Origin of the sequence: Pseudomonas sp. TH15 (assembly GCF_016651105.1) — a bacterium.
Taxonomy (GTDB): Bacteria; Pseudomonadota; Gammaproteobacteria; order Pseudomonadales; family Pseudomonadaceae; genus Aquipseudomonas.
The window spans coordinates 47,856-60,513 of record NZ_JAEKEL010000002.1 but is presented as its reverse complement, the minus strand read 5'-3'; the positions used below and the strand labels follow the sequence as shown (position 1 = coordinate 60,513).

Annotated in this window: 11 protein-coding genes; 3 read left to right on the top strand and 8 right to left on the bottom strand. The window is 60.5% G+C overall.

Going from position 1 to position 12,658, the window contains the following annotated elements; all coding sequences use genetic code 11:
- Positions 1-316: 316 nt before the first annotated feature.
- Both JFT87_RS23990 and JFT87_RS23985 read left to right on the top strand, forming a co-directional pair.
- A complete protein-coding gene (locus JFT87_RS23990; RefSeq protein WP_054052105.1) occupies positions 317-1,252 on the top strand; it encodes a chemotaxis protein CheV in 936 nt (311 codons plus the stop codon).
- A gap of 257 nt (positions 1,253-1,509) precedes the next feature.
- Positions 1,510-2,316, top strand: a complete 807-nt coding sequence (locus JFT87_RS23985; RefSeq protein ID WP_201205439.1) for an MOSC domain-containing protein — start codon at positions 1,510-1,512, stop codon at positions 2,314-2,316.
- A gap of 69 nt (positions 2,317-2,385) precedes the next feature.
- On the opposite strand, the gene ppnP is transcribed toward JFT87_RS23985, so the two are convergent.
- From ppnP to JFT87_RS23945, 8 genes are all read right to left on the bottom strand, one after another.
- On the bottom strand, positions 2,386-2,670 hold the full coding sequence (gene ppnP, locus JFT87_RS23980) for a pyrimidine/purine nucleoside phosphorylase (protein ID WP_201205437.1): 285 nt from the start codon (positions 2,668-2,670) through the stop codon (positions 2,386-2,388).
- A gap of 69 nt (positions 2,671-2,739) precedes the next feature.
- The gene (locus tag JFT87_RS23975; RefSeq protein ID WP_201205435.1) at positions 2,740-3,282 is read right to left on the bottom strand and encodes an exonuclease domain-containing protein; all 543 of its coding nucleotides are present in this window, start codon (positions 3,280-3,282) and stop codon (positions 2,740-2,742) included.
- A 125-nt stretch (positions 3,283-3,407) separates the two neighbouring features.
- Positions 3,408-5,369 carry an acetyl/propionyl/methylcrotonyl-CoA carboxylase subunit alpha gene (locus JFT87_RS23970; protein ID WP_201205433.1) on the bottom strand — a complete coding sequence of 654 codons (1,962 nt, stop codon included), beginning with the start codon at positions 5,367-5,369 and terminating at the stop codon, positions 3,408-3,410.
- A gap of 119 nt (positions 5,370-5,488) precedes the next feature.
- Positions 5,489-6,286, bottom strand: coding sequence for an enoyl-CoA hydratase/isomerase family protein (locus JFT87_RS23965; RefSeq protein ID WP_201205431.1), 798 nt, complete (start codon positions 6,284-6,286; stop codon positions 5,489-5,491).
- Positions 6,283-7,440, bottom strand: coding sequence for a citronellyl-CoA dehydrogenase (gene atuD / locus JFT87_RS23960; RefSeq protein ID WP_201205429.1), 1,158 nt, complete (start codon positions 7,438-7,440; stop codon positions 6,283-6,285). The genes JFT87_RS23965 and atuD overlap by 4 nt, the downstream gene beginning before the upstream one ends.
- A 30-nt stretch (positions 7,441-7,470) precedes the next feature.
- Entirely contained in the window at positions 7,471-9,087 is a 1,617-nt protein-coding gene (gene atuC / locus JFT87_RS23955; RefSeq protein ID WP_201205427.1) for a geranyl-CoA carboxylase subunit beta, read from the bottom strand.
- 3 nt (positions 9,088-9,090) lie between these two features.
- On the bottom strand, positions 9,091-9,960 hold the full coding sequence (locus JFT87_RS23950) for an SDR family oxidoreductase (protein WP_201205425.1): 870 nt from the start codon (positions 9,958-9,960) through the stop codon (positions 9,091-9,093).
- Positions 9,961-9,972: 12 nt separating this feature from the next.
- A complete protein-coding gene (locus JFT87_RS23945) occupies positions 9,973-11,763 on the bottom strand; it encodes an acyclic terpene utilization AtuA family protein (RefSeq protein WP_201205423.1) in 1,791 nt (596 codons plus the stop codon).
- A 190-nt stretch (positions 11,764-11,953) separates the two neighbouring features.
- Between JFT87_RS23945 and JFT87_RS23940 the strand changes: the two genes are divergently transcribed.
- Positions 11,954-12,580, top strand: coding sequence for a TetR/AcrR family transcriptional regulator (locus JFT87_RS23940; protein WP_201205421.1), 627 nt, complete (start codon positions 11,954-11,956; stop codon positions 12,578-12,580).
- The last annotated feature ends 78 nt before the right edge of the window (positions 12,581-12,658 follow it).

Sequence of the window (12,658 nt, the reverse complement as noted above, 5' to 3'; positions counted from 1 at the left end):
GACCTGCGATCGCACACAAAAGCCTGACTCCGTTCATGCAATGAGAATGGCGTCACATTAATGGCTATTGGATATTGCGAATATCAGGTTGGGCCTGATTGTTACTAGGGGAATCCCTTACGCAGGGGAACCTAACGTGCAAACCGAGGTCTCGCGTCAGGGAATCAGGTGTGATGAAAATCACCGGGTCAGTAAAGCATGATGTTAATGTGACATCAATGGCTGGGCATGGCATTTTGTCTGAGGGTCAAGGTCCGGCAATAACAGCCGATAACCCTCTTTAGTGAATTCATCAGAACAAGCCCAGGAGTCATTAATGGCCGGCATTCTCGACACGGTAGACCAACGCACGCAACTGGTGGGTGAGAATCGCCTGGAAATTCTCATGTTCCGGTTGGCCGGGCGGCAATTGTTCGCGATCAACGTGTTCAAGGTTCAGGAAGTGCTGCAACTGCCGAAACTGACCCTGATGCCCCAGCGCCATCCGTTTGTCTGCGGTGTGGTCAACCTGCGTGGCCAGACCCTGCCGGTCATCGACTTGTCCCAGGCCATCGGCATGCGTCCACTGGTGCCAAGCCCTACCAGTACCATCATCGTCACCGAGTACAACCGTTCGGTGCAGGCGTTCCTGGTCGGTGGCGTGGACCGCATCGTCAACATGAACTGGGAAGCCATTCTGCCGCCGCCGACCAGCGCCGGTCGCCAGCATTACCTGACCGCCATCAGCAAGGTCGATGACCAGTTGGTGGAGATCATCGACGTGGAAAAAGTCCTCGCCGAAATCGTTCCGTACAACGCCAAGGTGTCCAAGGACAAACTGGATGACCCGGTTCTGGAACGTGCTCGTGGCCGTGAAGTGCTGCTGGTGGACGACTCCAACGTGGCGCTGTCGCAATTGCGCGACACCCTCGGCCAGTTGGGCGTGAAGATGCATATCGCCAGCGACGGCCTGAAAGCCCTGAACATGCTTAAAGCCTGGGCCGATACCGGCGTTGTCATGACCGACAAACTGCTGATGATCTTCACCGATGCGGAAATGCCGGAAATGGACGGCTATCGCCTGACCACCGAAATCCGTAACGATCCGCGCCTGCGTGGCCTTTATGTGGTCCTGCACACCTCGTTGTCCGGCAGTTTCAACGATTCGATGGTCAAGAAAGTCGGTTGCGACAACTTCCTCTCCAAGTTTCAGCCCGACAAACTCGTCGATGTGGTGCGCCAACGCCTGATGCTCGACGAAGTGCCGGCCTGATCACACCCCCTTTGTAGGAGTGAGCCCTGTGGCGAGGGGATTTATCCCCGTTGGGCAGCGAAGCGGCCCCAAATGCAGTTGACTCGTACACCATTTAAACCGCATTTGCTGAATTTGCGACTGCTGCGCAGCCGAACGGGGATAAATCCCCTCGCCACAAGGTCGAGTAGCAGCTGGAATCCAGTGTACGAATTGATCTTTTGATTCGGCGATCAAGCTCGTATAGGGTGGCGTTTTTGCCCACCAGGGAGCTGGCCATGCTGCATCTGAGCGCGCTTTATCGTTATCCGTTGAAATCCGCCAAGGGCGAGACCCTGCAACAGGTCAGCCTCGACAAACTGGGCCTGGACGGGGATCGACGCTGGATGTTGGTGGACGAGGCCAGCGGACGCTTCCTGACCCAGCGCGCAGTGGCGCAGATGAGTCAGCTGTCGGCGCTGTGGAATGCCGACGGTGGCTTGACCCTCAATGCTCCTGGCCACTCACCGATCGATATTGCCTTGCCCGGCAGCGACGCCGAACTGCGTGGCGTAACCATTTGGCGTGACACCCTGCGGGTGCCCGATGCTGGCGACGCGGCCGGTGCCTGGGTCAGCCGATTCATTGGAAAACCAACACGACTGGTACAAGTGCCGCTGGATCGCGCGCGCACCACCGAGGCCGGCTACGGCAAGGATGATGATCAGGTAGCGTTCGCCGATGGTTTCCCGCTATTGCTGATCGGCCAGGCGTCACTGGAAGACTTGTCGAGCAAGGTGGGTCGTCCGCTGGAGATGCTGCGCTTTCGGCCCAATCTGGTGATCGAGGGCAGCGAAGCATTTGCTGAAGACGGCTGGAAGCGCATTCGCATCGGCGACGTCGAGTTCCGGGTGGTCAAGTCGTGCTCGCGCTGCATTCTGACGACGATTGATCCGAAGACCGGTGAGCGCAGCGATGATCGCGAGCCGCTGGCCAGTTTGCAGAAGTATCGCGCAGAGGCGGACGGCGCGATGTTTGGCCAGAACCTGGTCAACGACAGCAATGGTCGACTTGAAGTCGGTATGCCGGTGACCATTCTCGAGTAAAAAGGCTGCAAACGAAAAATGCCCGTGTCGTTAGACACGGGCATTTTTTTTGCTGTGAAACCCAGGGTTTTAGCCGCGGTATTCGCACAGGTAAGCGGTGTCGACGGCCACTTTCAGCTGGAACTTGCTGTTGGCAGGCACATTGAATTGGCTGCCGGCAGCGAAGGTTTCCCAGTCGGTGCTGTCTGGCAGTTTGACGGTCAGGGCGCCGGTCACCACGTGCATGATTTCACGCTGGCTGGTACCGAATTCGTATTCGCCCGGTGCCATGACGCCGATAGTCGCTGGACCTTGTGCGGTGCCAAAGGCGATCGACTTGACGGTGCCGTCGAAGTACTCGTTGACTTTAAACATGGGCGATTCCTCGAAAAGGGCTTAAAAGGGCCGGCCAGTATGCACAACGCCCCTTGCGCCGTCACCTTCCTATATGGGAAGAATCAGCGGTAATAACCGCGCCGTATTGCGTGCGTCTTCCAGTGCCCGATGCTGCTGACCATTGAATTGCATGCCCGCCAGTTGCAGCGCGCCGTTGAGCCCCAGCGGTCGATCCAGTCGACGCGCCTTGGCGAATCGCTGCTTGAGGTTCATGTGCGGCACTTGGCTCAAAAAGCTGTCGAGTTGCAGGCGTTGCCATTCCTGAACCAATTGTTGGCGGTCGTAATCGCCCCAGCTGGCCCAGCCTTCCAAGCGCGAGTGATGCTGGGTGAGCCAGTGCTCGAACGCGTCCCAGACCTCGACCAACGGCTGCGCCGCATCGATGTTGGCCTGGGTGATGTGGGTCAGTTCCCGGCAAAACGGCGTCAGCAAAGGCCGGCGCGTCGGGCGTACGAAACGCTGGAACTGATCCAGTTCTCGACCTTTTCGGTCCACCAGGGTGGCACCGATTTCGATGATTTCCATTTCTGTGACTGGCCAGCCGCCCTCATCGGTGGTGGCTTCCAGATCAATGACCAACCAGTGAGGCATCGCAGGGTTCCTGGTATCCGCGTCCCGATAGGGCTTGAGCGTAGCCAAACCCGGCGGATCCGCCTAGGGGGCGTTCTCAATTAGTTTCCGCGCGTGGAAACTAATTGAGAACGCCCCCTGGCACCTTATTCGACCTCCAACAAAATCTGACGATTTTTAACCTGATCGCCAACCCTGACTTGCAAGCGTTTGAGCACGCCGTCGATCCCGGATTTGAGCGGATGCTCCATTTTCATGGCCTCCAGCACCACCAGCAATTGCCCCTTGCTGACCGTGCTGCCCTCGCTGACCAATACGTCGATGATCGCCCCGTCCATCGGTGCCTTGAGCGTGCCGGAGCCGACGCTAGCCTGGCTGCTGACCGGCAACTGAGTGCGATCCACCAGCCGCAGGCTGCCGGGGCGGGTGAACAGCCAGAGTTGCCCGGCGTCGAGGCGATAGGCGTGACGCTGGCGGATGCCGTCGATTTCCAGGGTGGTCCAACGGCTGTCGCAGTGGATGAGCTTCAATTCGAGCGTCCGGTCGCCGATCCGAAGCCGGAAGGGCGCGTCAGGCACCGCGTTCAGTTCTACGGTCCAGTCCTGGTCCTCTACACCGATGCGATAGTGCAATGGCACGCTGGCGTTGTTGCGCCAACCGGCCAAAGGGGCCGCGTGATGTTGCGCTGATGCCTGATAGAACAGCGCCGCCGCGATGGCCAGTTCTTCGGCGCTCGGGACGTGGGCATGCAGGCAGGGGTGGTCGGCGAAGTGCGTCGGGATAAAACCGGTGCTGAATTCGCCACGGATGAATTGCGGATGCTCCAGCAGGCTGGCGAGCAGGCGTTGATTGCTCTGAATGCCCAGCAGCACGCTGTCCTGCACCGCCCGCAATAACTTACGCCGGGCTTCTTCGCGAGTGGCGCCGTGGGCGATGAGTTTGCCCAGCATCGGATCATAAAAGACGCTGACGTTCTGGCCTTCGATCAGGCCATGGTCGATTCGTACGCCGTGTTGCAGCGCCGGCTCCCAGGCGTCGATATGCCCGGTCTGCGGCAGGAATCCTTGGGCAGGGTCTTCGGCGTACAGGCGCACTTCAATGGCATGCCCATTGAGCTGCACCTGATCCTGACGCAGCGGCAGCGGCAGGCCTTCAGCGACGTGCAGTTGCCAGGCAACCAGGTCCAGGCCGGTGATCAGTTCGGTCACTGGGTGTTCCACCTGCAGTCGGGTATTCATCTCCAGAAAGTAAAACTGCCCGCGAGCATCGAGCAGGAACTCCACCGTGCCAGCGCCCACATAATTCACCGCTCGCCCGGCCTTGAGCGCCGCTTCGCCCATGGCTTGGCGCAGTTCGACGGTCATGACCGGGCAGGGCGCTTCCTCGATGACTTTCTGATGCCGGCGCTGGATTGAACAGTCGCGCTCGCCAAGGTAGATCAGGTTGCCGTGCTGATCACCGAACACCTGAACCTCAACGTGACGCGGATCGATCAGCGCCTGTTCGAGGATCAGCTCATCGCTGCCAAACCCGTGCAGGGCCTCGGAACGTGCGGTGCGCAGTTGCTCCAGCAGATCACCCGCGTCGTGTACCAGGCGCATGCCGCGTCCGCCACCACCGGCGCTGGCCTTGATCATCAGCGGATAGCCGATGCGTTCGGCTTCACGGATCAGGGTCGCGTCGTCCTGTTTGGCACCCTGATAGCCTTTGATGCAGGGAACGCCCGCGTCGATCATGGCGAGTTTTGACAGGCGCTTGCTGCCCATCAGCTCGATGGCTTCGGGGCTCGGGCCGATGAAGGTGATGCTGGCTTGCTGGCAGGCGAGGGCGAAGCCGGCGTTTTCCGAAAGGAAGCCGTAGCCGGGGTGTATCGCATCGGCGCCAGTGCGGCGGGCGGCATCGATGATTGCCGGGATGTTCAGGTACGACTGCTGTACAGGCGCCGGGCCGATGTTCACGGCTTCGTCGGCGATTTGCACGTGCAGGGCATCAGCGTCGGCGTCGCTGAAGACGGCGACCGTGCGGTAGCCCAGGGTCTGGGCGGTGCGCTGGATGCGGCAGGCGATTTCACCGCGGTTGGCGATCAGGATTTTGCTGAATCCGGGCATGGGGCGTTCCCTTTTGTTGTGCGGTGAATGTGATGGCCTCTTCGCGGACAAGCCTCGCTCCTACAAGGTTTGTGAACGACACATAACCCCTGTGGGAGCGAGGCTTGCCCGCGAAGCTTTTAAGAGGCCCACCCCGGTTTACGTTTTTGCACGAATGCCATGGTCCCTTCGATACCCTCGTCCCCGGTCACCGCCTCGCTAAACCACTCGGCCGCCTGATCCAGCAGCGCATCGCAAGTCGGTCCGGCACTTGCCAGCAAGAGCTTTTTGGTCAGCGCATTCGCCCCCGGCGCGCAGCACAACACATGGGCCAGCACTTCATCAAGACGCTCGGCCAGGGCTTGCGCGTCATGCTCGACAAAATGCACCAGGCCCATTCGCCGGGCGTGGGTGCCGTCGAATCGCGCTGCGGTCAGGGCCAGTCTTCGGGTCTGGGTCAGACCGATGCGTTGGACCACGAACGGTGCGATCTGCGCCGGTAGCAGGCCGAGGCTGGTTTCCGGCAAGCCGAACTGCGCTTGATGGTCGGCCAGCGCAACGTCGCTGACACAGGCCAGCCCCAAGCCACCGCCCAACACTGCGCCTTGCAGCACCGTGATCACCACTTGCGGAGCATGTTGCACTTCTTGCAGCAGCGCACCGAACGCTCGATTCAGGTCGCGATAAGCGCTCGGGCCTTGAGCCCGGGCGTTGGCCATGTCCTTGATGTCGCCGCCCGCGCAGAAGTGTCCGCCGGCACCGCCGATCACCAAGGCGCGAACGGTTCGGTCCTCGCTCACCGCCGCCAGCACCGCGCGCAGTTCGGCGACCATCTGCAAGCTCATGGCGTTGCGGCTTTCCGGGCGATTGAGAGTGATGTGCAGCACGCCATTGTGGGACTCGAGCAGCAGTGTCTGGCAAACCGGCAGGCTGTTCATTTCTTTTTCCCGGGCAGGGTGCCCATGAGTTTGCAGATGATCCCGAGCATGATTTCGTCAGAGCCGCCGCCGATCGACACCAGCCGCACGTCGCGGTAGGCCCGGGCTACCGGGTTGTCCCACATGAAACCCATGCCGCCCCAATATTGCAGGCAGCTGTCGCTGACTTCCCGGCCGAGCCGGCCAGCCTTGAGTTTGGCCATCGAAGCCAGGCGCGTGACGTCCTGACCTTTGATGTACTGCTCGGTCGCCTGATAAACCAGCGCCCGCAGGCATTCGATTTCGGTTTGCAGCTCAGCCAGGCGAAAGTGAATGACCTGGTTGTCGATCAGCGCATTGCCAAAGGTTTTGCGCTCCTTGCAGTACTCGATGGTGCTATCGACGCAGTACTCCAGGCCTTTGATCATGTTCGCCGCGCCGAACAAGCGTTCCTCCTGGAACTGCAACATCTGCATCATGAAACCCGCGCCTTCATGGCCGATGCGATTGCGTTGCGGCACGCGTACGTTGTCGAAAAACACCTGGGCGGTTTCCGAACTGCGCATGCCGAGCTTGTCCAGGTGCGAACTGAGGCTGATCCCGGGTGCATTCATCGGCACCATGATCAGCGACTTGTTGATGTGTGGTTTATCGTCCGAGGTGTTGGCCAGCAGGCAGATGAAATCAGCACTCGGTGAGTTGGTGATCCACATCTTGCTGCCGTTGATTACGTAGTCGTCGCCATCCTTTCGGGCGGTGGTTTTCAACCCGGCGACATCGGAACCGGCGCCGACTTCCGAGACGCCGATGCAGCCGACTTGTTCGCCGGTGATCGCCGGGCGCAGGAACTCTTCACGCAGTTCATCGGAGCCGAAGCGGGCGAGGGCCGGGGTGCACATGTCGGTCTGCACGCCGATGGACATCGGGACCCCGCCGCAATGGATGGTGCCGAACTCTTCGGCGGCGACGATCGAATAGCTGTAGTCGAGGCCCATGCCACCGAATTTTTCCGGTTTGGAGATGCCCAGCAGGCCAAGATCGCCAGCCTTGCGGAAGATCTCGTGGATCGGAAAGCGCCCGGATTTTTCCCATTCCTTGACGTGCGGGTTGATCTCGTGATCGACGAATTGGCGAACGGTACGGCGCAGGGCTTCGTGTTCCGGGGTGAAGATCATTGTTATTGTTCTCCGAGAGGTCCGAGGCGGTCAGAACCGGCTGACGCCGAAGCTGTTGGGTTGCAGGTTGCGCATGTCCGCTTCTTGGCAGATATCCAGCAAATACCCGAGCAAGGTGCGGGTATCCCGCGGATCGATCAGCCCGTCGTCCCACAAACTGGCGCTGCCGTAGAGCGCGGTGGATTGGCTGTCGAGTTTTTGCGCGGTGACTTGCTCCAGCATGTCGAGCATTTTCGGGTCCGGCACCAGGCCATCCTTGAGCTGCTTGGCCTCGGTGACGATCCGCAGCACCTTGCCGGCCTGAGCGCCACCCATGACTGCAGTGCGGCTGTTGGGCCAGGCGAAGATGAACCGCGGATCGAGGCCACGGCCGCACATCGCGTAGTTGCCGGCACCGTAGGAGCCACCGACGACGATGGTCAGTTTCGGCACTCGGGCGTTGGCCACCGCTTGAATCATCTTCGCGCCGTGCTTGATCACCCCTTGCTGTTCCGATTCGGTGCCGACCATAAACCCCGTGGTGTTGTGGAAAAACAGCAGCGGCGTCTGGCTCTGGTCGCAGAGCTGAATAAACTGCGCCGCTTTGCTCGCACCCTTGGGCGTGATCGGACCGTTGTTACCGATAAAGCCGCAGGCGCGGCCCTGAATGTGCAGGTGGCCGCAAACAGTCTGCTGATCGAACTCTCCCTTGAATTCGAGGAAGTTCGAGCCGTCAGCAATCCGGGCGATGATTTCACGCACGTCGTAGGGTTTTTTCGGATCATCCGGGATCAGCCCCAGCAGTTCGTTGATGGGGTAGAGCGGTTCTTTCCACTGACGTTCGGGTAACCATTGCAGTTGATCGTTCCACGGCAACAGACTGAGAATTTCGCGCACCTGGCGCACGCCGTCGGCATCGTTCTCGGCCAGGTATTCGGCGGTGCCGGCGGTTTGCGCGTGCATCTCGGCGCCACCCAGTTCCTCATCGCTGGCGACTTCACCGGTGGCGGCCTTGAGCAGCGGCGGGCCGGCGAGAAACAGCTTGGCTTTGCCGCGCACCACCACCACGTAATCCGACAACCCCGGCTGATAGGCACCGCCCGCCGTGGCCGAGCCGTGGACCACGGTGATCTGCGGTAAACCCATGGCCGACATCCGCGCCTGATTGGCAAAGCTGCGGGCGCCTTCGACGAAAATCTCGGCGGCATAATTGAGGTTGGCGCCACCGCTCTCGGCGAGGGTGATCACCGGCAGTTTGTTTTCCATGGCGATCTGTTGCAGGCGCAGGGACTTTTTCAAACCGCTGGGGGAAATGGTCCCGCCCTTGATCGCACTGTTGTTCGCCACCACCAGCACCCGCACGCCGGAGACGTAGCCGATCCCGGCAATCAAGCCGCCGCCGGCGGAACTGCCGTCCTTGTCGTCGTGCAATTTGTAGCCGGCCAGGCTCGCCAGTTCGAGGAACGGTGCACCGGGGTCGAGCAGCAGATTGAGGCGCTCACGGGGCAGCAACTGCCCGCGTTTGTCGAATTTTGCCTTGGCTTCGGCGGCCTTGTTCAGCAGGTTTTGTTCGAGCTGGCGGACGTGCTCGATGCCGACCAGCATCGCCGCTCGATTGCGGGCGAACTGTTCACTGAAAGGGTCGATTTGCGACTGGATAACCGGCATGGCTTATTCCTTGTCCTTGAGCACGTCCGGCAAATACGCCCGGTGAAAGCCGTTATACGATTCGCTGTTTTGTGCCTTGTGGATCGGCCACGCCCGACCGCCAAGGCTCGCGGCACCGTCGATGCGCAAGGTGCTGCCGCTGACAAACGCCGCTGCGGGGCTGAGTAGAAAAACAATCGCTGCACTGACTTCCGATTCGGTGCCGATGCGCTTGAGTGGCACATGTTCGCGCAGGGTCGGAATCACGGCCTTGAACGCGCCTTCGTAAGTGTCCATGCCGCTGGACGCGATCCAGCCCGGCGCCACGGCGTTGACCCGCACCCCGGCATAACCCCATTCGAACGCAGCAGTCTTGGTCAGATTGTCCATGCCCGAGCGCGCCGCGCCCGAGTGGCCCATGCCGGGCATGCCGCCCCACATGTCGGCGAGCATGTTGACGATGCTGCCGCCGTGCTTGCTCATGGACTGGTTGAAGACTTCTCGGGCCATCAGGAAACCGCCCACCAGATTGGTGCGCATCACGGTTTCGAAACCCTTCTGGTTGATCGAGGCCAAGGCCGACGGGAACTGCCCGCCGGCATTGTTGACCAGGCCGTGAATCGGTCCGTATTGGCGGATCAACTCACTGACCAGATGCTTGACCGCGTCTTCCTCACGAATGTCGCAGACCTTCCAGTCAGCCTTGCCACCGTCTTCGATAATCTCGATGGCAACGCTTTTGAGTTTCTCGGCCTTGCGTCCCACCAGCAGCACATGGGCGCCGAGCGCTGCCAGTTCGTGGGCGGTGCAACGGCCAATGCCGCTGCCGCCGCCGGTGACAATGATGGTCTGGCCAGCGAACAGGTCGGGTTTGAAAATCGAGTCGTAAGCCATGGCAGCGGTCCTCTAATTGACCTGGTCGGCGATGCTCTGGGGCACCGGAATCTGGATCTCCAGCAGTTGCTGGGCGAAGGCCTTGCCTTGCGGGTCGATCCGCAGACTGGCCACGCCACCACCGCCGAGGGCGTTTTCCAGCAGAAAATTCAAACTGTGGGTGCCGGGCAGGTACCAGCGCCCGACACGTCCGTGGACCGGGTCGAGCACGTGGCTCATCCAGTCGACGATCACCGCCGGCGTCAGTGCCTCGGCGATCCATGGCAGGTATTCGGGCTTGCGCGGCAGCACGCCGATGTTGCTGTGGTTGCCCTTGTCACCGGAGCGCGCCACAGCCAGTTTCACCAACGGCACACTGGCGTCGGCACGTCCTTGCGGTTTTGGTGGCGCCTGAGCAATCGGCAAATCTGCGCTGTCCAGAACAGCCAAAGCGGGCAGGGCACAAGGATGGCGCTCACCGGCCATATCGATCTGCAAGGTGCAGGTACTTTTGTCGATCAGGAACGAAAACAGCCGGATCAGCGGATACACCGTCGGACGCCCGCCGACGATCCCGGTAAGCCCCGGTGCCATGCCAGTGGCGGCCTGGGCGATTTCCCGGGAAAACACAATCAACGCTTGTTTGCTTGGATGGCGCACGGCGAGTTTGATCACCACTTCGCGGCTGTCCTGGCGCTGGCCGTGGGGCCCGTAGGTGGCCTCGGTGCCGAGCAGTTCGATGTTCACTTCGCTGTAGGGTGCCCAGCCGCGCTGGCTGAAGATCTCTGAAGTCTTGTTGATGATCGCTTCGCTGACACGCCGGGCCTTGTCCACCGCATCGATCCCGGCGATCAGGCAACTGGCGGTGCAGCGGAAACCGTCCGGGTAAGTGGCGCTGACCTTGTACTGATCGGTGGGCGGCAAGCCTTTGGCGCCGTGCACCTGAACCGCATTTTTACCCTGTTGCTGAAGTTTGACCTGACTGAAGTCGCAGACCACGTCCGGTAGCAGATAGGCCCGCGGGTCGCCGATTTCATAGAGCATCTGTTCGCCGACGGTCAGTGGCGTGACCAGCCCACCGGAGCCTTCGGGTTTACTGACGATGAACTGGCTGTCGGCGCTGACTTCGACGATGGGGAAACCGATGTGCTCGTAGTCCGGCACCTCGCGCCAATCGGTGAAGTTGCCGCCGGTGCACTGGGCGCCGCATTCGATGATGTGCCCGGCCAGTGCGGCCTGGGCCAGTTTGTCGTAGTCGTGCCAGGACCAGCCGAATTCATGTACCAGCGCAGCGCTGACCACGGCGCTGTCGACCACCCGCCCGGTGATGACGATATCGGCGCCCAGGCGCAGGGCTTCGACGATGCCCGGCGCGCCGAGGTAAGCGTTGGTCGACACACACATCGGCGGCAATGGCGCGTCGCTGAACATTTCGTGAATGCCTTGACTGCTCAGCTGTTTGAATTGCGGTTGCAGGTCATCACCCAACAGCACGGCGATTTTCAGCGCCACACCGGCCTTGTCGCACGCCGCTTGCAGGGCTGCCGCGCAGGCTTGCGGATTAACCCCGCCGGCATTGCTGATGACGCGAATTTTATGTTCGGCGAGTTGAGTGAGGAGGGGGCTGAGCACTTCAATGAAGTCACTGGCGTAACCGGCCTGGGGATCTTTCATCCGTGCGCCGGCCATGATCGACAGGGTGATCTCGGCCAAATAATCGAACACCAGGTAGTCCAGGCGCCCGCCTTGCACCAGTTGCGCGGCGGCGGTTGAGGTGTCGCCCCAGAAGGCACTGGCACAACCGATGCGGATAGTTTTTGGCACGGTCAACTCCATGGTCATGTCCGACAGAAGTGGCTTGAGACTACCAAGCAAGCGCTTGGTTTGTAAACGCCTGAAATATCTTCTTCCCAAGCGCTTGCTTGGTCGCCCCGCCCAGCTTAAATTGCCCGCGCAACCCCGCTGTTTTAACGGCGAGTAGCGTATTTGACTGAACGACTGTAGGAGAGAACGGGTGGACGAGCAAAAAGCCCTGAGGGTGATGCGCGAATTGGTCGATAACGGCCAATTGACCGACCCGGACAGCGCCCGTGGCAAACTGCTGCAAGTGGCGGCTCACCTGTTCCGCAACAAAGGCTTTGAACGCACCACCGTGCGCGACCTGGCCGGCGCGGTGGGCATTCAGTCGGGCAGTATTTTTCATCACTTCAAAAGCAAGGACGAGATCCTGCGCGCCGTGATGGAGGAAACCATTCGCTACAACACCGCGCTGATGCGCGCCGCCCTGGCCGACGCGGCCAACGTGCGTGAACGGGTGCTGGCGCTGATTCGTTGCGAGTTGCAGTCGATCATGGGCGGTAGCGGCGAAGCCATGGCGGTGCTGGTCTACGAATGGCGGTCGTTATCCGAAGAAGGGCAGGCCCAGGTACTGGCGCTGCGGGACATTTATGAAGACATCTGGTTGCATGTGCTGGGTGAGGCCAAGGACGCCGGTTTTATTCGCGGTGATGTGTTCATCACTCGACGGTTCCTGACGGGCGCCTTGTCCTGGACCACCACCTGGTTTCGCGCCGGTGGCAGCATGAGCCTTGATCAATTGGCTGATGAAGCGTTGATTCTGGTGCTTGAGGAGAAGCCATGAGACGTCTATCTCAACAATAAACTGGATAAACAGGCGAAACCGCCTAGCTTGAATGAATTGATGGGTATTTTTTTTCGG